This is a genomic window from Pantoea sp. BRR-3P, from assembly GCF_039621635.1.
Lineage (GTDB): Bacteria > Pseudomonadota > Gammaproteobacteria > Enterobacterales > Enterobacteriaceae > Pantoea > Pantoea floridensis.
In genome coordinates, this window is the sequence record NZ_CP155066.1 from 3533123 (window position 1) to 3554661 (window position 21539).

A 21539-nucleotide genomic window follows, 5' to 3' on the forward strand; every position below is an offset into this window, starting at 1 on the left:
GGTGAGGGCAAAAAAAAAAGCGGCCATCTGGCCGCTTTCTCTTGTGCGATTAACGCTGGTAAATGATTTCGACGCCTTCGTCGTCCTCTTCGTCCCAGTCGTCATCCCAATCATCATCTTCTTCAACTTCCTGCGCGGTCTCCATAGCTTCGCGGTGATAATCATCCCACATGAAGGCCACTTTCTCCGGCTGCTTCTCTTCCAGCTCGGCTTCTTTAGGATTGTCGATGATAAAGCTCATCACATCCCAGCACAGATCAGTTACGCCATCGCGGCTTGCGGCAGAGATCAGGTAGTATTTATCTTCCCAACCCAACGCTTCTGCAATCGCCTTAGCACGGCTTTCCGCTTCTTCGCGGCTCAGCAGGTCAGTTTTGTTGAACACTAACCAGCGTGGTTTCTGGAACAGCTTATCGCTGTATTTTTCCAGTTCGCCAAGAATGATACGGGCGTTTTCGACCGGATCAGATTCGTCGATTGGTGCAATGTCGATGAGGTGTAACAGAACTCGACAGCGCTCAAGGTGTTTCAGGAAGCGAATACCCAGACCCGCGCCATCCGCTGCCCCTTCAATCAGGCCAGGAATATCTGCCACGACAAAGCTCTTTTCGCTGTCCATACGGACCACACCAAGGCTTGGTACCAGAGTGGTAAACGGATAATCCGCCACTTTGGGTTTTGCTGCGGAGACAGAGCGAATAAAGGTCGATTTACCGGCATTTGGCAGACCCAGCATACCGACATCAGCCAGCAGCATCAGCTCCAGCTGCAGGTCACGCTTCTCGCCCGGCGTACCCATCGTTTTCTGACGTGGAGAACGGTTAACCGATGATTTAAAGCGGGTATTGCCCAAACCATGCCAGCCGCCCTTCGCGACCATCAGCTTCTGCTCATGGCGCGTCATGTCGCCCAGCGTTTCGCCCGTACCCTGGTCAATCACGCGAGTACCAACGGGCACTTTGACGATGATGTCTTTACCACGCTTACCGGTGCAATCACGGCTCTGGCCATTCTGGCCACGTTCGGCACGGAAAGACTTTTCAAAGCGATAATCGATCAGGGTGTTGAGGTTTTCATCCGCCAACAGATACACGTCGCCGCCGTCGCCGCCGTCGCCGCCATCCGGGCCGCCTCTTGGAATATATTTTTCACGGCGGAAGCTTACGCAACCGTTGCCGCCATCACCCGCGACCGCAAGGATCGTCGCTTCATCTACAAACTTCATTTTATTTCTCCGTCACGCTGTCGTTTACGGCAGCTTGCAGGCCGCAAACGGGTCCGCCAGGGTCTTCTGCGCTGACCGACGGCGGATAATACAAGATTGGCAAAGCCAAGAGTACATAAATTGTACAACAACTGTGCTAAAGCGTAACTGTTATCCAGCAAGCTTCAGCAGAATGTAAAAAGCCCCGCAAAGCTGCGGGGCCTTTCATTCGTGTATTCAGACGGTAGACGTCTGCAGCACGACAACCTTACTCAGCAACGATGCTGATATATTTACGGTTGTTCGGGCCTTTAATCTCGAATTTAACTTTGCCGTCTGCGGTGGCAAACAGGGTGTGGTCACGACCACAACCTACGTTGCTACCTGCGTGGAATTTGGTGCCACGCTGACGAACGATGATGCTACCTGCCAGAACAGATTCACCACCGAAACGCTTAACACCCAGACGTTTTGCGTTGGAGTCGCGACCGTTACGGGTCGAGCCACCAGCCTTCTTATGTGCCATTTGTCAGATCTCCTCTTACGCGCCGATCACAGTGATTTTCACATCTGTGAACCACTGACGGTGACCAGCCTGCTTACGGTAGTGTTTACGACGACGAAACTTAACGATTTTAATTTTCTCGCCACGACCGTGAGCAACAACTTCTGCCTTGATCACACCGCCTGAAACCAGTGGCGCGCCGATTTTCACGTCTTCGCCATTTGCGATCATCAGAACCTGGTCAAACTCAATGGTTTCACCGGTTGCGATGTCCAGCTTTTCCAGGCGAACGGTCTGACCTTCGCTTACTCGGTGTTGTTTACCACCACTTTGGAAAACCGCGTACATATAAAACTCCGCTTCTGCGCGTGCCTTTCTATTCATCAGGCGGCGCGATAAATATTCACAATAGGGCGCGAATTCTACGCAATACTCCAGCAGAAGACAAGAGCACTTTGCACTCTCTTGCAGAAAAAAAGCGCAAGGCGAATGCAAACGTTTCGCAACCCGATTTTTCAAGTACAATCAGTAACAGATTACCTGAACTCACGCTGTGTAAAGCGCTTACCATGCAAAAAACGAGTAAAGCTGAAAAGACGAATGAACTTAGAACAGATTAATGAATTAACCGCGCAGGACATGGCGGCCGTCAACCAGACCATCCTCGAGCAGCTGAATTCAGAAGTCTCACTGATTAACCAGTTAGGCTATTACATCATCAGCGGCGGGGGAAAACGCATCCGTCCGATGATCGCCGTGCTTTCAGCACGCGCGCTGAATTATCAAGGATCGTTGCACATCACCAATGCGGCGCTGATCGAATTTATCCATACGGCGACGCTGCTGCACGATGATGTGGTGGATGAATCCGATATGCGCCGTGGCAAAGCCACCGCCAACGCTGCGTTTGGTAATGCGGCCAGCGTGTTAGTGGGTGATTTTATCTATACGCGCTCATTCCAGATGATGACCAGCATGGGATCGTTAAAGATCCTCGCGCTGATGTCAGAAGCGGTGAATGTGATCGCCGAAGGTGAAGTGCTGCAGCTCATGAACTGCAACGACCCGGATATCACAGAAGAGAGCTACATGCGGGTGATTTACAGTAAAACCGCACGTCTGTTTGAAGCGGCTTCGCAGGCCTCTGCCATTTTGGCCGACGCCACGCCTGCGCAGGAAAAAGCGTTGCAGGATTATGGCCGCTATCTGGGAACCGCTTTCCAGTTAATTGATGATTTGCTGGATTACAGCGCAGATGGCGAAACGCTGGGTAAAAATACCGGTGACGATCTCAGCGAAGGTAAGCCAACGCTGCCATTGCTGCACGCGATGCACAACGGCACGCCTGAGCAGGCTCAGATGATTCGTAAAGCCATTGAAGAGGGCAACGGTCGTCACCTGCTGGAGCCTGTACTGGCGGCAATGCAACAAACCGGTTCGCTGGAATGGACGCGTAAACGCGCCGAGGACGAGGCGGATAAAGCTATCGCCGCGCTACAGGTGTTACCAGAAAGCCCGTGGCGCAGTGCGCTTGAAGCGTTGGCGCACATGTCAGTGCAGCGCGACTTCTGATTTTCAACAGGGCCAGCTCTGGCCCTGCTTCTTTTCTCCCCCCTCTGTTACATCCTTTGCATTGCTTTTGCGTAAAGCAACGCAGTTTCTGCGCGTCGGACAAACAATTACTGGAAATTTATAGGAAACATTTGCTATAAAACGCTGGTTTTTCCAGATAACTCTGCGATGAGGGGAATCATTGGACAGCAGAGAGAGGAAGTCACAACACGGACAAGGAGAGAAAAGTTATGTATGCAAGGAAAGAGGATTGGCATCCGGCAGACATCATCGCTGCACTGCGCAAGAAAGGCACGTCACTGGCGGCATTATCACGTGAATCAGGTTTAAGCTCATCAACCCTGGCTAATGCACTGTCGCGTCCCTGGCCCAAAGGGGAGTGGCTAATTGCCAACGCGATCAAAGTTCATCCCTCAGAGATCTGGCCGAGCCGCTATTTTGATCCTGTCACCTGCCGGCTGCTTGATCGCAAGAAACGCATCCGATCGCCAAAGGATCGTAAAAAGATCTGACCGTGGCGCAGATGAAAAAAAACCAGTCGCGCGATCGTGACTGGTTTTTTAAACGCCATGAGCAAAAATTATTCGCCGCTTACGCGCTCGATATTGGCACCCATTGCTTTCAGTTTATCTTCGATATGCTCATAACCACGATCGATGTGATAAATGCGATCAACGAAAGTGGTGCCTTCAGCAATACAACCCGCCAGCACTAAACTGGCCGAGGCTCGTAAATCGGTGGCCATTACCTGTGCACCCGACAGCGTTTCAACGCCGTGACAAATCGCCGTATTGCTCTCGATTTCCGCGTGCGCACCCATACGAATCAGCTCAGGGATATGCATAAAGCGATTTTCGAAGATCGTTTCGGTAATCACACCGGTTCCTTCCGCCACCAGGTTGAGCAGCGTGAACTGCGCCTGCATATCGGTTGGGAAACCTGGGTGCGGCGCCGTGCGGATGTTAACCGCTTTAGGACGCTTGCCATGCATATCAAGGCTAATCCAATCTTCGCCCACTTCAATATCGGCACCGGCATCACGCAGCTTGGCCAGGACGGCATCCAGCGTATCCGGTTTGGTATTGTGGCAGATCACCTTACCGCGTGAAATCGCAGCCGCCACCAGGAAGGTGCCGGTTTCGATGCGGTCGGGAAGCACACGATAAACGCCGCCACCCAGGCGTTCAACGCCTTCAATGGTGATTTTATCGGAGCCCGCACCGCTAATTTTCGCGCCCAAGGTGTTGAGGAAGTTTGCCGTATCGACAATCTCCGGCTCACGGGCTGCGTTTTCAATGATGGTGGTGCCGGTCGCCAGCGTCGCAGCGCTCATAATGGTGACGGTTGCGCCTACGCTCACTTTATCCATCACGATATGTGCGCCTTTCAGACGACCGTTAACAGAAGCTTTAACGTAGCCCTCTTCCAGCTTAATCTCCGCACCCAGCTGTTCAAGACCAGTAATGTGCAAATCAACTGGGCGCGCACCGATAGCGCAACCGCCTGGCAGGGACACCTGGCCCTGACCAAAGCGCGCTACCAGCGGGCCGAGCGCCCAGATAGAGGCACGCATGGTTTTCACCAAATCGTATGGCGCACTGAAAACATTAACTTCGCGAGCATCAACGTGGACCGAACCATTACGCTCAACGCGCGCTCCCAGCAGATTCAGCAGCTTCATGGTGGTATCGATATCACGCAGCTTCGGCACGTTCTGAATCTCTACCGGCTCTTCCGCCAGCAGAGCAGCAAACAGAATTGGCAACGCAGCATTCTTCGCCCCGGAAATGGTCACTTCACCACTTAAACGGGTGGGGCCTTGCACACGAAATTTGTCCATTAACACGGCTCTCAATTATCTATCAATAAAACAACCGGCGGGATGCTTAAAAACCGTTGAGTTTACGGTCGCGCGCCCACTCGGCGGGGGTATAAGTTTTGATGGAAACCGCATGAATGCGGTTATCCGCAATATATTCCATCAGCGGCGCGTACACAGCCTGCTGCTTCTTCACGCGACTCAGTTCGCCGAACATTTCGCCCACCGCGATGACCTGAAAGTGACTGCCATCGTTGCTAAGTACGTGTACTTCTTCTAATGCCAGCGCCTGCATCAGCACGGCCTGAACTTCACTATTTTCCATCGCTCGTTACTTCACTTAATAATAATAAGGCAGACATCTTAGAGGAAAGCGCCTGACTCTTAAATACGCAAAAGCCCCTGAAAAAATCAGGGGCTTAGCATCGACATCCGGCAATCAGGCGATTTTTTCCGCAGAAACAATAATCTGCTGCAGGTTATACAGCGTAATTAATGAATGGAGTTTATCGGAGATCCCGGTAAAAAGCGGTACGTTGCCCTGTGCCCGCACAATTTCACGCAGATGCACCAGCAGTGCCAAGCCAGCTGAGTCAACCCTTTCAAGCCCAGCAACATCAATGGTGGTGATATCCGCGACCGCAGTGTCACGTTCCTGCCACAACGTCAGCAACGTATCACGATCTAATTTGCCGCTTAAGGCCAGGGTGCTGGCAGTGCGCTGCCAGCGTAACGGTTCACTCATTATTGCTTTTTATCCAGGGTGATAGGCTGTGCTGCATAGGTTTTCAGCTGAGCAGTCAGGCCATCAATGCCTTTGGTACGCAGCAGATCGCCCCACTCATTCTGTTTAGTGGTAATCATGCTGATACCTTCAGCGATCATGTCATATGCCTGCCAGTTACCGGTTTGGCTATTCTTGCGCCATTGGAAATCAAGGCGTACCGGCGGACGGCCGTTCGGATCGATAATCGTGACGCGTATCGCGACGATATTCGCATCGCCAATCGGCTGCTCTGGTTGGATTTGGTAAGTTTGACCGTTATACAGCGCCAGCGCCTGGCCATAAGCCTGCGCCAGATAATCACCAAAAGCAGCGAAGTAAGCTTCGCGCTGTGCAGGTGTCGCGTCGCGGTAGTAGCGTCCCAGTACTAACGCACCGGCATATTTCACCTGAACGTATGGCATCAGTTCCTGGCGAACCACTTCACGCAGATAATTCGGATCTTGCTTAATCTTTGGCTGTTCGTTCTTCAGGCGCGTAAAGGTCTTAGCTGCCGCTTCGTTCATCAACTTATAGGGATTGCTTTGGTCCGCTGCAGTAGCTGCCAGCGGTACGATTGCCAACATGGCAATCATCAGTAAACGTTTAAACATCATGTTTTACCTCTTGGTTATTCCGTTGTTGCCGGCGCTGCCGGTGCGCTCTCGGCACCCTGGGATTTATCGTCAGGTTTGTTATCGCCACTCTTATAGAGGAATTGGCCGATAAGATCTTCCAGTACCAGTGCCGACTTGGTATCGCGGATGGTGCCGCCATCTTTCAGCATTGACGAGCCCAGTTCAGGATCGTCAAAGCCTAAATTGAGTGCCAGGAACTGCTCGCCGAGCAGGCCTTGGGTGCGAATCGCTAATGAGCTGGTATCTGGAATTTTATTCGCATATTTGTCGCTGATATCCATGGTGATGCGCGGCGAAAGCGTTTTCTCATCCAGCGAGATGTCGGCCACGCGGCCTATTAGCACGCCGCCAATTTTCACCGGTGAACTGACTTTTAGTCCGCCGATATTATCGAAGGTGGCGTACATCTTCCACGTGGGCTCCGAGCCGATTGTTTTGAGATCGGCAACGCGCAGGCCAAGAAATAATAGCGCTAGCAGCGCAGCCAGCATGAAGACGCCTACCCAGATTTCGTTTTTCTTGCTTTGCATTGCATCAATTCCCAAACATCAGTGCTGTCAGCACAAAATCCAAACCGAGTACCGCCAGTGAAGCATGCACCACGGTACGCGTCGTCGCCCGACTAATCCCTTCCGAAGTCGGAATGGCATCATAGCCATTAAATAACGCAATCCAGGTTACCGTAACGGCAAAGACCGCGCTTTTAATCATGCAGTTGACGACATCCGTACGAAAATCAACCGCATTCTGCATCGCTGACCAGAAGAAACCAGGGTCGATACCTTTCCAGCTCACGCCAACCAACGCACCACCAGCAATCCCCACCGCAGTGAAGATCAGCGCCAGCAGCGGCATACTGATAAAACCGGCCCAGAAACGCGGGGAAACCACGCGACGCAGCGGATCGACGGCCATCATCTCCATACTGGAGAGCTGTTCCGTCGCTTTCATCAATCCGATTTCTGCTGTCAATGCCGAGCCGGCACGTCCGGCAAACAGCAACGCCGTCACCACCGGCCCCAGCTCGCGCAGTAGCGAAAGCGCCACCAGCATACCGAGGCTGGTTTCTGCATTGTACGTGGTGAGCACCAGATAACCCTGCAGGCCCAACACCATGCCAATAAACAGGCCTGATACGACGATGATCAGCAAAGATAACACGCCCACGCTGTACAGCTGCTTAACCAGCAGCGGCGCGTGTCGACGAAACGCGGGTTTACCCACCAGCGCATGAAATAACATTAAGCCTGCACGGCCAAAAGCGGCACAGGTATTAATTCCCTGACGTCCAAATGACGCCAGCGCCTGTAACAACATCAGTTTATGTTCTCCCTGAGCGAGTCAAGTCGCTGAGGTAATCTCCAGCGGCAAAGCGGAAAGGCACTGGGCCATCCGCATGACCCTCAATAAACTGGCGCACACGCGGATCGGGATTTTCCCGCAGCTCCGGCGCACTACCCTGAGCAATAATTTTTTGTCCGGCAACAATATAGGCATGATCGGCAATGCTCAAGACCTCTGGCACGTCGTGTGAAACCACAATGCAGGTCAGACCCAACGCATGATTAAGCTCATCAATCAATTTCACTAACACACCCATGGTAATGGGGTCCTGCCCGACGAAGGGCTCATCAAACATGATTAGCTCCGGCTCCAGCGCGATGGCGCGAGCCAGGGCGGCGCGGCGCGCCATGCCACCAGACAACTCGGCTGGCATCAGTTTAGCTGCCCCACGTAAGCCAACGGCTTCCAGCTTCATTAAAACCGTACTGTGCAGTAATTCAGGAGGTAATCGCGTATGTTCACGCAGGGGCCATGCGACGTTTTCATAAACGTTAAGATCGGTAAAAAGCGCCCCCGATTGAAACAGCATGCTCATTTTTTTACGCGCTTCGTATAATTTCGTGCGCGAGAGCGTCGGGATGTTCTGATCGCGGAACCAAATCTCCCCTTTATCAGGCTGTAACTGCCCGCCAATCAGACGCAACAGCGTGGTTTTACCAATACCGGACGGCCCCATGATTGCGGTAACTTTTCCGGCGGGCACCGTTAACGAGATATCGTCGAAGATCGTACGATCTCCGCGCGTGAAACTGACGCCACGAACCTCAACCAGATTCGTTTGCTGCTGGATCATCTTTACCTCTTTATGCGGATCGGGCGTTATCAAAGCTGTCGATGGTAGCCTGGTAGCCTCTAATGCACGATAGTTTTACAGAAACTTACCCACTTGGTGTGGCGAAAACGGCCTTAAAATTTACTTTTGCCTCTCAGACAGTCAAAATCAGCGCCTGCTTACGTGTGCAGCATGCTTTTACCTGTCGGACAAGGTTTGCCGGCCCCCCATCCATCAAGGATTTTTAATGTTCGTAGCCTCTGCCTTGCTGTTTATCGGATTGATTTTACTGGTTTACGGTGCCGACCGTCTGGTGTTTAGCGCCGCGATCCTGTGTCGATCCTTTGGCATCCCACCGCTAATCATTGGCATGACGGTGGTGAGCATTGGTACATCCTTACCGGAATTAATTGTCTCGTTCTCAGCAGCACAGCATGGACAAATGGATTTAGCCGTGGGAACCGCTCTCGGTTCTAACATTACGAATATTCTATTAATTCTTGGCGGCGCAGCGCTACTCCACCCCCTGACAGTACACTCCAATCTCATTCGGCGCGAACTGCCATTACTGCTGCTTGTCTCACTGCTCAGCGGCATCATGCTGTTTGATAATTATTTGAGCAGGCTTGATGGTGTGGCGTTGCTGCTCATCGCGCTGGGTTATCTGCTGGTGGTGATCCGCATTGCCCGCCGTGCCGAACGTGACAATAATGACACCCTAACCCGCGAACAGCTGGCCGAGCTGCCGCGCGATGAAGCGGGTAATACCGTGGCTTTTCTGTGGCTGGCCGTCGCGCTGATTATTTTACCGATGTCGACGCGTATGGTGATCGACAACGCGACGGTTTTTGCCGACTACTTCGGTGTGAGCGAACTGGTGATGGGTTTGACGCTGATTGCCGTCGGCACCAGCTTACCTGAACTGGCAACGGTGGTAGCAGGCGCACTAAAAGGTGAAGATGATATTGCCATTGGCAATCTTATCGGAGCCAATATTTTTAACCTGGCGATTGTGCTCGGCCTGCCCGCACTGATTCATCCCGGAAGTATAGATACACACGCCTTTGCGCGTGATTATTGGGTAATGCTGGCCGTTAGCGTGCTGTTCGCCCTGCTCTGTCTGCTGCGTAAGCGGCGGATTGGCCGTATTGCAGGCACTCTATTATTAGGTGGATTTATCGCGTGGGTTCTGTGGCTATGGCTCAGCCCCATGGTTATCACAAGCTATTAAGGACGGACTGACCATGTCACATCAGCAACCGGATTTCGATTTTCAGCAGGCAGGTAAAGCGGTGCTGCGCATCGAACGTGAAGGGCTGGAGCAGCTTGATCAATACATCAATGACGATTTCAGTCGCGCCTGCGCAATGATATTTGCCTGTCGCGGCAAAGTGGTCGTGATGGGCATGGGCAAATCGGGACACATTGGTAAAAAAATGGCCGCGACCTTTGCCAGTACCGGTACGCCATCATTCTTTGTGCACCCCGGAGAAGCCAGCCACGGCGATCTCGGTATGGTAAGCACCAATGACGTGGTCATCGCCATTTCCAATAGCGGCGAGTCAGGTGAAATCCTTGCGCTGATTCCGGTGCTAAAGCGCCAAAAAGTCCAGCTGATTTGTATCACGGGCCGCCCGGAAAGCGCGATGAGCCGCGCAGCTGATGTGCACCTGTGTGTGAAAGTGCCGCAGGAAGCCTGTCCGCTGGGCTTGGCACCGACCACCAGCACCACCGCCACCTTAGTCATGGGCGATGCGCTTGCCGTCGCTCTGCTGGAAGCGCGTGGATTTACGCAGGAAGATTTTGCGCTGTCGCATCCCGGCGGCGCGTTGGGGCGTAAACTGCTGTTGCACGTCAGCGATATCATGCACAGCGGCGATGAAATCCCGCACGTCAGTCGTGACGCGTCAATGCGTGATGCATTACTGGAAATTACGCGTAAGAATCTCGGCTTGACGGTCATCGTCGATGATCTGATGAAAATTGAAGGCATCTTCACCGATGGGGACTTACGTCGCGTGTTTGATATGGGCATCAATTTCCAGACGGCCCGCATCCAGGATGTGATGACCAGCGGCGGCATTCGCGTGCGTCCAAATATGCTGGCGGTTGACGCACTTAATCTGATGCAAAACAAAAACATTACCGCCCTGCTGGTCGCCGATGACGATCGCCTGCTCGGTGTGGTACATATGCATGACATGCTGCGCGCTGGCGTAGTCTGAACAGGAAATACTCATGAGTACTGAAACGGCGATGGTCGAGACTTGCTACGGTCCAGTGAGCGCAGCGGTGATGGCACGTGCCGCGCAGATTCGCCTGCTAATTTGTGATGTCGACGGCGTGATGTCCGATGGCGTGATTTATATGGGGAACAGCGGTGAAGAGCTAAAAGCTTTTAACGTACGCGATGGCTATGGCGTGCGTTGCCTGCTGACCTCCGGCGTCGAAGTGGCTATTATTACCGGCCGCAAAGCAAAACTGCTGGAAGATCGCTGTAAAACGCTCGGCATTACGCATCTTTACCAGGGACAATCGGATAAGCTTTTGGCCTGGCGTGAACTCCTGGATAAACTGTCGTTATCTGCCGAACAGGTGGCGTACATCGGTGACGATCTGATCGACTGGCCAGTAATGGCGCAGGCGGGTTTGAGCGTTGCCGTGGCGGATGCCCACCCGATTTTGCTGCCGCGCGCGCATTATGTTACCCGCATTGCCGGTGGCCGCGGCGCAGTACGCGAGTTGTGCGATCTGATTTTGATTGCGCAGAACAAATTTGAGGATGCCATAGGGCAATCAATATGAGTAAGAGCAGGCGTTGGATGACGCTGATTCTGGCCCTGATCGCGTTGGTGCTGATCGGCTGGAATCTCACCAACCAGGATGACAACAAAACGCCGGTGGCGACGAATAATCAAGAGCCAACGTATACCAGCGAAAAATCCAATACTGTGGTGTATAACCCCACGGGCGCACTGGGTTATAAGCTGGTGTCAGATAAAGTGACCTACTTTTCAGCCGATGAGGTAAGTTGGTTCGATAATCCGGTGATGACCACCTATGACGAAAACAAAGTGCCGACGTGGTCAGCGCGTGCTGACAAGGCAAAGCTGACTAAAGATCGTATGCTTTACCTTTACGGCAATGTCGTCGTCAATACGTTGACCCAGGATTCACAGCTTGAGCGCATTCTTACCGATAACGCTCAGGTAAATTTGGTCACCCAGGACGTGACGTCTGACGATAAAGTCACCCTTTTTGGCCGCAGTTTTAATTCCACTGGCATGAAAATGCGCGGCAATTTACGGACGAAAAATGCTGAGCTGCTTGAAAAGGTCAAAACTTCCTATGAAATCCAAAATGAACCAAAACAGCCTTAAGTTATTGCTGGTGAGTGCCCTGCTGGCAACGAGTTTGCCCGCCCTGGCGCTGACCGGCGACTCAGACAAGCCCGTTAATATTGACTCCGTTAATCAGGCGCTGGACCTGCAAGGCAACGTCGCGACCTTTACCGGCAACGTGATTGTTACCCAGGGTTCGATCAAGATTACCGCCGATAAAGTCGTGGTCACACGTCCTGGCGGCGACAGCAAGAAAACCATCGTTGATGCCTATGGTAATCCTGCCACCTTTTACCAAATGCAGGACAGCGGCAAGCCGGTTCAGGGCCATGCCAGTAAACTGCACTACGAATTGGCGAACGACTTTGTTGAGCTGACGGGCAATGCCTTTATTCAGCAGCAGGACAGCAATATTAAAGGCGATCGTATCACTTACCTGGTGAAAGAGCAGAAAATGCAGGCATTTAGCCAGGGTGAAAGTAAGCGTGTGACCACCGTTCTGGTACCGTCGCAGCTGCAGGATAAAAACGGCTCGTCCGCGAGCCCTAAAAAGAGTAACTGATTGCTATGGCCACACTGATCGCTGAAAACCTGGCGAAAGCCTACAAAGGCCGCCGCGTGGTGGAAGATGTTAGTCTGCAGGTAAAATCCGGCGAGATTGTCGGCCTGCTGGGCCCAAATGGTGCCGGTAAAACCACCACGTTTTACATGGTGGTTGGCATTGTGCCGCGCGATGCCGGCCGCATCGTGATTGATGATGAAGACATCAGCATTTTGCCGCTGCATGCACGCGCACGCCGCGGCATCGGCTATTTACCTCAGGAAGCCTCGATTTTCCGCCGCTTGAGCGTGTACGACAATCTGATGGCGGTGCTGCAGATTCGCGATGATCTGACCGAAGAGCAGCGCCAGGATCGTGCTAACGAACTGATGGAAGAGTTCCACATCGCGCATCTGCGTGACAGCATGGGCCAGGCGTTATCGGGCGGTGAGCGCCGTCGTGTGGAGATTGCGCGCGCGCTGGCGGCTAATCCGAAGTTTATCCTGCTGGATGAGCCTTTTGCCGGCGTTGACCCCATCTCCGTTATCGATATCAAGAAAATCATTGAGCATTTGCGTGACAGCGGCCTTGGCGTGCTGATTACCGACCACAACGTGCGTGAAACCCTCGCGGTGTGTGAACGCGCTTATATTGTTAGCCAGGGGCATTTGATTGCCCATGGCACACCTGATGAAATTCTTGTAGATGAGCAGGTTAAGCGTGTTTATTTGGGCGAAGAGTTCAGACTCTGATAAGGTGTCGTAACACCCTACGTTTGCTTAGGAAATTCTAACCGAATTATGAAGCAAGGTTTGCAACTCAGGCTCAGCCAACAGCTGGCGATGACACCACAGTTGCAGCAAGCTATCCGCTTGCTGCAACTCTCTACGCTTGAACTCCAGCAAGAACTCCAACTGGCGCTGGAAAGCAATCCGCTGCTTGAACAAACCGATCTGCATGAAGAAGTCGATGCGCGCGAATTTCAGGATCAGGAAAGTGATTCACTAGATACGCGTGAAGCACTTGAACAGAAAGATATGCCCGAAGAGTTGCCGCTCGATGCCACCTGGGACGAAATCTACACCGCGGGAACCCCTTCAGGCACAGGTACCGACTACCAGGACGATGAGCTGCCGATCTATCAGGGCGAAACCACCCAATCGCTGCAGGATTATCTGATGTGGCAGGTTGAGTTAACGCCTTTTAGCGATACGGACCGCGCGATTGCCACCTCGATTGTCGATGCCATTGACGATACCGGTTATCTCACCGTCACTATACAAGACATTTATGACAGTATTGGTGATGAAGAGTTGACGCTGGAAGAAGTCGAAGCCGTGCTTAAGCGCGTGCAACGTTTCGATCCCGTTGGTGTAGGTGCGCGCGACTTACGTGATTGTCTGTTAGTACAGCTCTCTCAATATTCGTCCGAAACACCTATGCTGGCGGAAGCCCGTTTGATTGTCAGCGAGCATCTCGATCTGTTGGCTAACCATGATTTCCGCAGTCTGATGCGCGTGACGCGTCTCAAAGAAGAGATACTGAAAGACGCGATGCTGCTGATTCAGTCGCTCGATCCGCGTCCGGGTCAATCGATCAACACCAGCGAACCAGAATATGTTATTCCTGATGTTCTGGTGCGCAAAATCAGCAAGCGCTGGACAGTTGAACTCAACTCAGACAGCATGCCGCGCCTGAAAATCAACCAGCAGTATGCTGCGATGGGCGGTGCCGGACGTAACGAAAGCGATAATCAGTTTATCCGCAGTAATTTGCAGGAAGCCAAATGGCTGATTAAGAGCCTCGAGAGCCGTAACGATACGCTGCTCAAAGTGACACGCTGTATCGTTGAGCAACAGCAGGCATTTTTTGAGCAGGGCGAGGAGTATATGCGCCCGATGGTGCTGGCAGATATCGCCCAGGCCGTTGATATGCACGAGTCCACCATTTCACGCGTGACCACGCAGAAATACTTGCACAGTCCGCGCGGCATCTTTGAGTTGAAATATTTTTTCTCCAGCCACGTCAACACCGAGGGCGGCGGCGAAGCCTCCTCCACGGCGATTCGCGCACTGGTGAAAAAATTGATCTCCGCGGAAAATCCCGCAAAACCCTTGAGCGACAGCAAACTGACCTCCATGTTATCTGAACAGGGCATCATGGTAGCGCGACGTACGGTTGCTAAATATCGCGAGTCTTTATCTATACCGCCATCAAACCAGCGCAAACAATTGGTTTGACCGAACGAAGAAGGAAGACCTATGCAGCTAAACTTGACCGGACTTAACGTTGAGATTACCGAACCTCTGCGTGAATTTGTAAATACCAAATTTGCCAAACTGGAACACTATTTTGATCATATCAATCAGGTTTATATTGTTCTAAAAGTAGAGAAGGTGACGCAGGTTGCGGACGCAACACTGCACGTCAACGGCGGAGAGCTGCACGCCACATCGGAAGCGGAAGACATGTACGCGGCCATCGACGGGTTAATCGATAAGCTTTCCCGTCAGCTGACCAAACATAAAGACAAACTGAAAAAACACTAACCTTCACGCTTGCAGAGTGCTGACTGATTCGGCACTTAGAGCAAAATGGGGCGGGTTTAACCGCCCCGTTTTGTCATCTGCGCAAGCGCCAACGGGCGAACCGCAATGCAGTTAATTGCCTGATCCCCGCGGCTATGTGAACTCGCAAGTGAAACGATGATGAACAACGATCTGACACTGGAATTGAGCTCGGTCCTTTCACTGGACTGTACCCGTAGCGGCGTACACTGCCAGAGTAAAAAACGCGCGCTGGAAATTATCAGCGAGCTAGCAGCGAAGCAGCTCAATCTGCCGCACCAGACGCTTTTCGAAGCAATCCTGACCCGCGAACGCATGGGCAGTACCGGCATTGGCAACGGCATTGCTATCCCACACGGCAAGTTGGAAGAAGATACATTGCGCGCCGTAGGGGTGTTTATCAGCCTTGATCAGCCCATCGCTTTCGATGCGGTTGATAACCAGCCGGTTGACCTGCTGTTTGCCCTTCTGGTACCCGCGGACCAGTGTAAAACCCACTTGCACACGCTTTCGCTTGTTGCTAAACGCCTGGCGGACAAAACGGTCTGCCGCCGTTTACGTGCAGCACAGAGCGATGAAGAGCTCTACGCCATTATCACAGAAGCTCAGGAAGCACACTCTTAAGCGTAAAACACTTTTACCGGCCAGTTCGCCGGTTTAAAACGGGAGAAATGTGATGGTGCTGATGATCGTTAGCGGTCGGTCAGGCTCAGGAAAATCGGTTGCGCTCCGTGCTCTTGAAGACATGGGCTTTTACTGTGTCGATAACCTTCCGGTTGTGCTATTGCCGGAGCTGGCGAATACCTTAACCGAACGCAACATCTCTGCTGCGGTCAGCATTGACGTGCGTAATATGCCTGAATCGCCGGAAGTGTTTGAAGCCGCGCTCAACAATCTGCCCGACTCTTTCTCGCCGCAGTTGCTGTTTCTCGATGCCGATCGCAACACATTGATCCGTCGTTATAGCGATACGCGTCGCCTGCATCCGCTTTCCAGCAAAAATTTGTCGCTGGAGTGCGCCATCGATGAAGAGAACGATCTGCTGGAACCCTTGCGTTCACGTGCCGATCTGATTATCGATACGTCTGAGATGTCGGTTCATGAGCTGGCGGAGATGCTGCGTACCCGTCTGCTGGGTAAACGCGAGCGTGAATTAACCATGGTGTTTGAGTCATTTGGCTTCAAACACGGTATTCCGATCGATGCAGATTATGTGTTCGATGTGCGTTTTCTGCCGAACCCGCATTGGGATCCTAAGTTGCGTCCGATGACGGGCCTCGATCGGCCAGTAGCGGCATTCCTCGATCGTCATACTGAAGTGCATAACTTTATCTATCAAACGCGTAGCTATCTGGAATTGTGGCTGCCGATGCTGGAAACCAATAACCGCAGCTATCTTACTGTTGCCATCGGCTGCACCGGCGGCAAGCACCGTTCAGTGTATATTGCTGAACAACTGGCGGATTATTTCCGATCGCGCGGTAAAAATGTGCAGTCTCGCCATCGCACTTTGGAAAAACGCAAATCATGACCGTGAAACAAACCGTTGAGATTCGAAATAAGCTGGGCATGCATGCGCGTCCAGCGATGAAGCTGTTTGAGCTGGTACAAAGCTTTGATGCTGAAGTGCTGTTGCGCAATGAATCAGGTACCGAAGCCGAAGCTAGCAGCGTCATTGCGCTGCTCATGCTCGACTCGGCGAAAGGCGGTCATATCGAAATTGAAGCCAGCGGCCCGCAGGAAGAACAGGCGCTGGCGGCGGTTATCGAACTGTTTGAAGCGGGCTTTGACGAAGACTAAGCTTTTAGTGCAGTTTGTAGCGATTGAGGAAACCTTCGCCGCCCAGCTGCCGCATCTGGCGCATAATCCACTGCTGACGCTGACGCGTGTAGCCAGAAGGCGCATCGGCACGGAAGCGAATCGGATTAGGTAGCACTGCCGCCAGCAGCGCCGCCTCTGACATTGTGAGGCGACTAGCGGGCTTATTAAAGTAGCGCTGCGACGCTTCCTCCACCCCGAATACCCCGTTACCAAATTCTGCAATATTCAGATATACCGTCAGGATGCGGCGCTTCGTCCACACGGTTTCAATTCCCACCGTCAATCCTGCTTCCAGCCCTTTGCGCATCCAACTCCGCCCATCCCATAAGAAGAGATTTTTTGCCGTTTGCTGGGATAAGGTTGAGGCACCGCGCATGCGCTCATTACCCTCGTTATCCAGTACTGACTGAATGGCATCAACATCAAAACCCCAATGCTCAGGAAATTTTTGATCTTCTGATGCGATCACCGCCAGGGCCATCCAGGGAGAAATCTCGTCCATGCTGACCCAGTCTGAGTGCGCCACATAATCAAAATGCCCGGTAAACCAGGCGCCGATTTGTCGCTCTACCATCACTGCAGAAAACGGCACAGGTAAGAACGCAAACAGCAGAATGCCCGCTAACCACATACCCAACCAGGCCAGCAGAACTTTAGCAATCAGTACCTTAATACGTTTTCCCAGCTTCCCTTTACTCTTGCTCATGCAATTTTCTCTTACCTGTTCCCTGTATTAATTAATCACTCAAGTCACGATATCAAACAGCAATGTCTCAACGCTAAATTTTAACCCTATACCCGTTGAGTAACGAGGTTAATTAACGTTCAGCATGCACAATGCTTCTGTATTAGAGCCAAATACATCAAGCACTTCCAGTAAAAAAGGAATCGGTTCCATAAACAGAAATCGATCCAATGCAGTCTCACTGGATACTTAACTGAATGTGATGTCGATCACGCAAAACCTTTCGTAATGCTTAACTATAACTTTTAGTAGTCTTCGAAGATGCTCATTGATATCCAAGACCATTCTTAAAATCATGGCGGAATTCGCCCTGTCATCCATCGATTAGCACGTGGAAGAGGTAAAGCGATTTACCGCACAAATGGTTTACATTGCACGCTAAACCTTAAACTGGAACTTTCAACAGAGGGTTTCCAAAACGTTTTGGATAACCTGACCGAAAAAAAGCTTTTTTTGATAATTTTCAGAGCGTTAACCTTACTCAACTGCAATTTATCGTCAGTTTGAGTTTTTCCATGCTCCTTACAGGGCTTTCTAACGAAACGCTGAAGCAAAACCAGGCAAAAAGCAGAACAATTGGTCAAAAAGAGTGCAATTTGGCAAAGAAATTAATTCCTTGCTTGACTGTGTCAGCAAATTAATGTTTTCTGTATTTAATCGCTGCTCAACATCACACAATTTAATGAATCTTATCGCAAGCGTTAGCGAATTTGTTAAGGTGATTTGGAAGCGTTAACCAATACCACACTGTTGCTTTTTTATTCGATCTCTCATAATAGCAGCAGTACCCATTTCCCTGGTGTTGGCGCAGTATTCGCGCACCCCAGTTTCGACTGGGGTCATTTTTTTCTGACGTCCTGTAATTTCTCTCGCTCAGCAACCCATTCACGTAACACGTTCACGTCCTGCAACCATTCCTGTTTTAATTCGTCGATCCACTCCTGGACATTGTCCCACCACGCTGGCAATTCCGGCGACTGAATCTGCTTCGCCAGCTGTTGCAAATGCAGTAAGCCAACCGAACCCGCCGCGCCTTTAATCTTGTGGCCTTCTTCGGCAATGCCCTTCTGATCGCGCGCCATCATGTTCGAATCCAGCACATCAAGGTATCCGGGCATCATCTGCTCAAACATCGTTAAGCTCTGCGTAATCAATCCTGGACCCACCAATTCAATATATTGTTCCAGCATTGGGACATCCAACAGCATGCGTGATTGCTCGGCCGACGACTCGCTGACGATCTCTTCCTGCTCCGGCTGGTAATCCCAAAACTTTTTGATCATGGCGGTCAGCGCCGGTACGGCCAGCGGTTTGCTCAGCACATCATCCATGCCCGCATCGAGATACTCTTTTTTGTCCTTCAACACGTTTGCTGTCAGGGCCACCAGCGGCGGCAACGTTGTGCCAGCATGGCGCTGATGGATGGCGCGCGATACATCAAGGCCCGTCATATCGGGCAGTTGAATATCGAGCAAGACCAGATCGAACTCCTGTGGATCAAACATCGCCAGCGCGTCCGTGCCAGTCATGGCAACTTCCACGCTGCAGCCCAATTTCTCCAGCACTGAACGCGCGACAATCACGTTTAGCTCGATATCTTCCACCAGCAGGACGTGCAGCGCCGGTAACGGCATGCTGTCATCCAGATTGTCGTCCTCAACCTCTTCAGCAACACGTGGCGCGTTGATCTCAACGGTAAAGCAAGAACCCTGCCCCGCGACGCTGCTGACGCGGATATCGCCACCCATCGCTTGTGCCAGACGCCGTGATACCGCCAGGCCAATACCAGTGCCCGTTGCTGGCTTTCCGCCGTGCTGATCTTTCACCTGATAATACATAGCGAAAATCTTGTCCTGCTCCTCCTGAGGAATGCCCATACCTGAATCCTGCACTTCAAAGCGCAGTGTTTCATCCTGAAGATAGGCAACGCGCACCACGATTTCGCCCTGCTGAGTAAATTTCACCGCGTTACCAATCAGGTTCCACAGAATCTGACGTAGACGTGTACCATCTGCTGAGATTTTATGCGGCAGCGGCAGCTCTGGCGCCATAACAAACTTCAGCCCTTTCGGCTGCGCCAACAGTCCAGAGAGGTTTTCCAGATCGGCGAGGAAGCCGGTGAAATCCAGCGGCTGATTATCCAGCTGCACTTTTCGGCGTTCGATTTTGTCCACTTCAATAACATCGTTAAAGATGTTGCCGAGCGTGATGGCAGAAACGTGGATAGTTTTAAGGTACTTCAGCTGTTCCTGATTCAGATCGGTATCGAGCAGAATGCGACTCAGCCCGACGATGCCGTTAAGCGGCGTACGCAGCTCGTGGCTGATAGTTGAGATAAAGGTCGTCTTCTCACGACTGGCGTTCTCCAGCGCGTCTTGGTAGCGCTTACGTTCGGTAATATCGCGGCCAAAGCCCATCAAACCACTGCGTTTCCCCACGCGGTCGTAATATGGCACTTTGCGGATCTCAAAGCAGGCTTTGCGCCCATCGGGATATTGCAGCCACTGTTCGTAAGTCAGCGATACATTATGACGGAACACCTTCTCATCGGTTTCCAGCACTTTAGTCGCCGCCTCATCATCATAAATATCGCGCGGCGTCATACCAATCAGCTGTTTTTCGCTCATGCCGGTCAACAGTTCCATGGCGCGATTGCAGCCGGAGAACTGCTTATCAATGTTGCGGTAGAACACCAGATCGGGCGACGCATCAAGGAAAGAGCGCAGGAAGGAGGATTGCTGTTCCAGCTCAATTTGCGCCTGCTCGCGCCGCGCCATCTCTTCGCGCAGCTTGTCCATCACCTGCTCACGCGCCTGTTCGGCTTTGATGCGGTCGTTAATTTCCTGATTCAGCTGCGTGATGGTTTCTTTCATCTGCTGGTTAAGCTCAAGGTCGCGTGTGCGCATCTCTTCCAGCTTATCCACCAGTTTCGTCAGGCGCTGGCGCGACTCTTCCAGTTGATCGACCACCACCGAGAGGAAATAAACCGCCCAGGGCGTAATTAACAGGCCGAAGAATATCGATCGCACTACGTCAATGCTCTCAACGTGGCCGCGCAGCACCATGGTGACCGCCATCTGCACCACCATTGCCAGCACCACCAGCGCCGACGCTAATAGCAGTGAAAAGCGCACCAGCCCCAGTTTGACCATCAAATCAACGTAGTACTGCGCTAAAAGGCGAATCTGCTTCATTACAAGCTCCCTGAACGAAATCTGGCCCATGATAGCGTAAATATCGCTACGCCGCGCCGCTTCACCGCAGGAGTTTTGCTCTGTAATGGTGCACCACCGCAGGATTTCGCCGACGTTCCCGTCTATATGCGTAAAGCGCTTGACTAATTCTGCCAACTGAATAATCTGAAAGGCCGCACTTTTGTCGCGCTTTTCTCTACATCCTGTGCTAATCAGCACCCTGGCAGTCATGTCGTCTCATGGCTGCATGCCTTTATTGCATACCCATTCAACTTAAACGATTTTTTAATCACGTGTAGCGTGATTAATTTTACTAATGCCAGCGTGATTTTGATTCAAATATGACGCCATAAGAAAAACAGATACATGCTGTGCATCAGCCGCACCCAACAGAATTTAATGCTGCCATAAGCATCGATGCCAGCATTGTTTAGATATTAGAGGCACAGGTCACAGTGAGACGGCTCACAGTTACTGGGGGAATGGGAAGGGGAAGATTGACATAAATTTACGAGTAAAAAACTTATAAATCATCATGTTAATCATTAAAAAAGCAGATTACCCTCAACAAAGCTGGCTATTTGACCTGAGTTCGCTTTCCCGATAAGTTGGAATTCCACTGGGAGCTTTCCTGGTGGGGCTGTGTCTCGGCATATCTATGCAGCAAGAAGACTCCCTCTAGATGCAAGCTATCTCCCGAAAGAGACCGGATT

The 21539-nt window shown here is 51.8% G+C and carries 25 protein-coding genes; 13 read left to right on the top strand and 12 right to left on the bottom strand.

Features of this window, described 5'->3' with window-relative positions; all coding sequences use genetic code 11:
• Positions 1–49 precede the first annotated feature (49 nt).
• From cgtA to rplU, 3 genes are all read right to left on the bottom strand, one after another.
• The gene (cgtA, locus tag AAGR08_RS16390) at positions 50–1225 is read right to left on the bottom strand and encodes an Obg family GTPase CgtA (RefSeq protein ID WP_007886648.1); all 1176 of its coding nucleotides are present in this window, start codon (positions 1223–1225) and stop codon (positions 50–52) included.
• Between the two features lie 247 nt (positions 1226–1472).
• Positions 1473–1730, bottom strand: a complete 258-nt coding sequence (gene rpmA, locus AAGR08_RS16395) for a 50S ribosomal protein L27 (protein WP_007886647.1) — start codon at positions 1728–1730, stop codon at positions 1473–1475.
• 15 nt (positions 1731–1745) lie between these two features.
• Complete coding sequence (gene rplU / locus AAGR08_RS16400; RefSeq protein ID WP_007886644.1) at positions 1746–2057, bottom strand: 50S ribosomal protein L21; 312 nt, start codon at positions 2055–2057, stop codon at positions 1746–1748.
• 252 nt (positions 2058–2309) lie between these two features.
• Here rplU and ispB point away from each other — a divergent pair, with 252 nt between their 5' ends.
• Positions 2310–3281, top strand: a complete 972-nt coding sequence (gene ispB, locus AAGR08_RS16405) for an octaprenyl diphosphate synthase (protein ID WP_097095105.1) — start codon at positions 2310–2312, stop codon at positions 3279–3281.
• A 230-nt stretch (positions 3282–3511) separates the two neighbouring features.
• Positions 3512–3793 carry a helix-turn-helix transcriptional regulator gene (locus tag AAGR08_RS16410; RefSeq protein WP_097095106.1) on the top strand — a complete coding sequence of 94 codons (282 nt, stop codon included), beginning with the start codon at positions 3512–3514 and terminating at the stop codon, positions 3791–3793.
• Positions 3794–3861: 68 nt separating this feature from the next.
• Here AAGR08_RS16410 and murA read toward each other — a convergent pair whose 3' ends face one another.
• The 7 genes from murA to mlaF all read right to left on the bottom strand — a co-directional run bounded on the left by murA (position 3862) and on the right by mlaF (position 8638).
• Complete coding sequence (gene murA, locus AAGR08_RS16415) at positions 3862–5121, bottom strand: UDP-N-acetylglucosamine 1-carboxyvinyltransferase (protein WP_097095107.1); 1260 nt, start codon at positions 5119–5121, stop codon at positions 3862–3864.
• Between the two features lie 46 nt (positions 5122–5167).
• Positions 5168–5425 carry a BolA family iron metabolism protein IbaG gene (gene ibaG, locus AAGR08_RS16420; RefSeq protein WP_008104351.1) on the bottom strand — a complete coding sequence of 86 codons (258 nt, stop codon included), beginning with the start codon at positions 5423–5425 and terminating at the stop codon, positions 5168–5170.
• 114 nt (positions 5426–5539) lie between these two features.
• Positions 5540–5845: a lipid asymmetry maintenance protein MlaB gene (gene mlaB, locus AAGR08_RS16425; RefSeq protein ID WP_097095108.1), complete on the bottom strand. Its 306-nt coding sequence runs from the start codon at positions 5843–5845 to the stop codon at positions 5540–5542.
• Positions 5845–6477 carry a phospholipid-binding protein MlaC gene (mlaC, locus tag AAGR08_RS16430; protein WP_097095109.1) on the bottom strand — a complete coding sequence of 211 codons (633 nt, stop codon included), beginning with the start codon at positions 6475–6477 and terminating at the stop codon, positions 5845–5847. Before mlaC ends, mlaB begins: the two co-directional genes overlap by 1 nt.
• A gap of 17 nt (positions 6478–6494) precedes the next feature.
• The gene (gene mlaD, locus AAGR08_RS16435) at positions 6495–7031 is read right to left on the bottom strand and encodes an outer membrane lipid asymmetry maintenance protein MlaD (RefSeq protein ID WP_097095110.1); all 537 of its coding nucleotides are present in this window, start codon (positions 7029–7031) and stop codon (positions 6495–6497) included.
• Positions 7032–7035: 4 nt separating this feature from the next.
• Positions 7036–7818, bottom strand: coding sequence for a lipid asymmetry maintenance ABC transporter permease subunit MlaE (mlaE, locus tag AAGR08_RS16440; RefSeq protein WP_007886633.1), 783 nt, complete (start codon positions 7816–7818; stop codon positions 7036–7038).
• A gap of 4 nt (positions 7819–7822) precedes the next feature.
• The gene (mlaF, locus tag AAGR08_RS16445) at positions 7823–8638 is read right to left on the bottom strand and encodes a phospholipid ABC transporter ATP-binding protein MlaF (protein WP_007886632.1); all 816 of its coding nucleotides are present in this window, start codon (positions 8636–8638) and stop codon (positions 7823–7825) included.
• Between the two features lie 226 nt (positions 8639–8864).
• Here mlaF and AAGR08_RS16450 point away from each other — a divergent pair, with 226 nt between their 5' ends.
• From AAGR08_RS16450 to npr, 11 genes are all read left to right on the top strand, one after another.
• A complete protein-coding gene (locus AAGR08_RS16450) occupies positions 8865–9848 on the top strand; it encodes a calcium/sodium antiporter (protein WP_097095111.1) in 984 nt (327 codons plus the stop codon).
• Between the two features lie 13 nt (positions 9849–9861).
• Positions 9862–10842, top strand: a complete 981-nt coding sequence (gene kdsD, locus AAGR08_RS16455) for an arabinose-5-phosphate isomerase KdsD (protein WP_345827373.1) — start codon at positions 9862–9864, stop codon at positions 10840–10842.
• A 13-nt stretch (positions 10843–10855) separates the two neighbouring features.
• Positions 10856–11422: a 3-deoxy-manno-octulosonate-8-phosphatase KdsC gene (kdsC, locus tag AAGR08_RS16460; RefSeq protein WP_097095113.1), complete on the top strand. Its 567-nt coding sequence runs from the start codon at positions 10856–10858 to the stop codon at positions 11420–11422.
• Positions 11419–11997 (top strand): LPS export ABC transporter periplasmic protein LptC, encoded by a 579-nt coding sequence (gene lptC / locus AAGR08_RS16465; RefSeq protein WP_097095114.1) that lies wholly within the window; start codon positions 11419–11421, stop codon positions 11995–11997. Before kdsC ends, lptC begins: the two co-directional genes overlap by 4 nt.
• On the top strand, positions 11966–12520 hold the full coding sequence (lptA, locus tag AAGR08_RS16470; RefSeq protein ID WP_097095115.1) for a lipopolysaccharide ABC transporter substrate-binding protein LptA: 555 nt from the start codon (positions 11966–11968) through the stop codon (positions 12518–12520). Before lptC ends, lptA begins: the two co-directional genes overlap by 32 nt.
• Positions 12521–12525: 5 nt before the next feature.
• Positions 12526–13251, top strand: a complete 726-nt coding sequence (gene lptB / locus AAGR08_RS16475; RefSeq protein ID WP_007886624.1) for an LPS export ABC transporter ATP-binding protein — start codon at positions 12526–12528, stop codon at positions 13249–13251.
• A 48-nt stretch (positions 13252–13299) separates the two neighbouring features.
• Positions 13300–14739, top strand: coding sequence for an RNA polymerase factor sigma-54 (rpoN, locus tag AAGR08_RS16480; protein ID WP_097095116.1), 1440 nt, complete (start codon positions 13300–13302; stop codon positions 14737–14739).
• Between the two features lie 21 nt (positions 14740–14760).
• Positions 14761–15048 carry a ribosome hibernation promoting factor gene (gene hpf / locus AAGR08_RS16485; RefSeq protein WP_097095117.1) on the top strand — a complete coding sequence of 96 codons (288 nt, stop codon included), beginning with the start codon at positions 14761–14763 and terminating at the stop codon, positions 15046–15048.
• Positions 15049–15207: 159 nt separating this feature from the next.
• Positions 15208–15690, top strand: coding sequence for a PTS IIA-like nitrogen regulatory protein PtsN (gene ptsN, locus AAGR08_RS16490; RefSeq protein ID WP_175501705.1), 483 nt, complete (start codon positions 15208–15210; stop codon positions 15688–15690).
• A 52-nt stretch (positions 15691–15742) separates the two neighbouring features.
• Positions 15743–16597, top strand: coding sequence for an RNase adapter RapZ (rapZ, locus tag AAGR08_RS16495; protein ID WP_345827374.1), 855 nt, complete (start codon positions 15743–15745; stop codon positions 16595–16597).
• A complete protein-coding gene (gene npr, locus AAGR08_RS16500; protein ID WP_008104379.1) occupies positions 16594–16866 on the top strand; it encodes a PTS phosphocarrier protein NPr in 273 nt (90 codons plus the stop codon). Before rapZ ends, npr begins: the two co-directional genes overlap by 4 nt.
• 4 nt (positions 16867–16870) lie before the next feature.
• Here the strand turns inward: npr and mtgA are convergent, their stop codons facing one another.
• Complete coding sequence (mtgA, locus tag AAGR08_RS16505; RefSeq protein ID WP_097095119.1) at positions 16871–17593, bottom strand: monofunctional biosynthetic peptidoglycan transglycosylase; 723 nt, start codon at positions 17591–17593, stop codon at positions 16871–16873.
• Positions 17594–18471: 878 nt separating this feature from the next.
• Positions 18472–20826: an aerobic respiration two-component sensor histidine kinase ArcB gene (arcB, locus tag AAGR08_RS16510; RefSeq protein WP_345827375.1), complete on the bottom strand. Its 2355-nt coding sequence runs from the start codon at positions 20824–20826 to the stop codon at positions 18472–18474.
• Positions 20827–21539 lie beyond the last annotated feature (713 nt).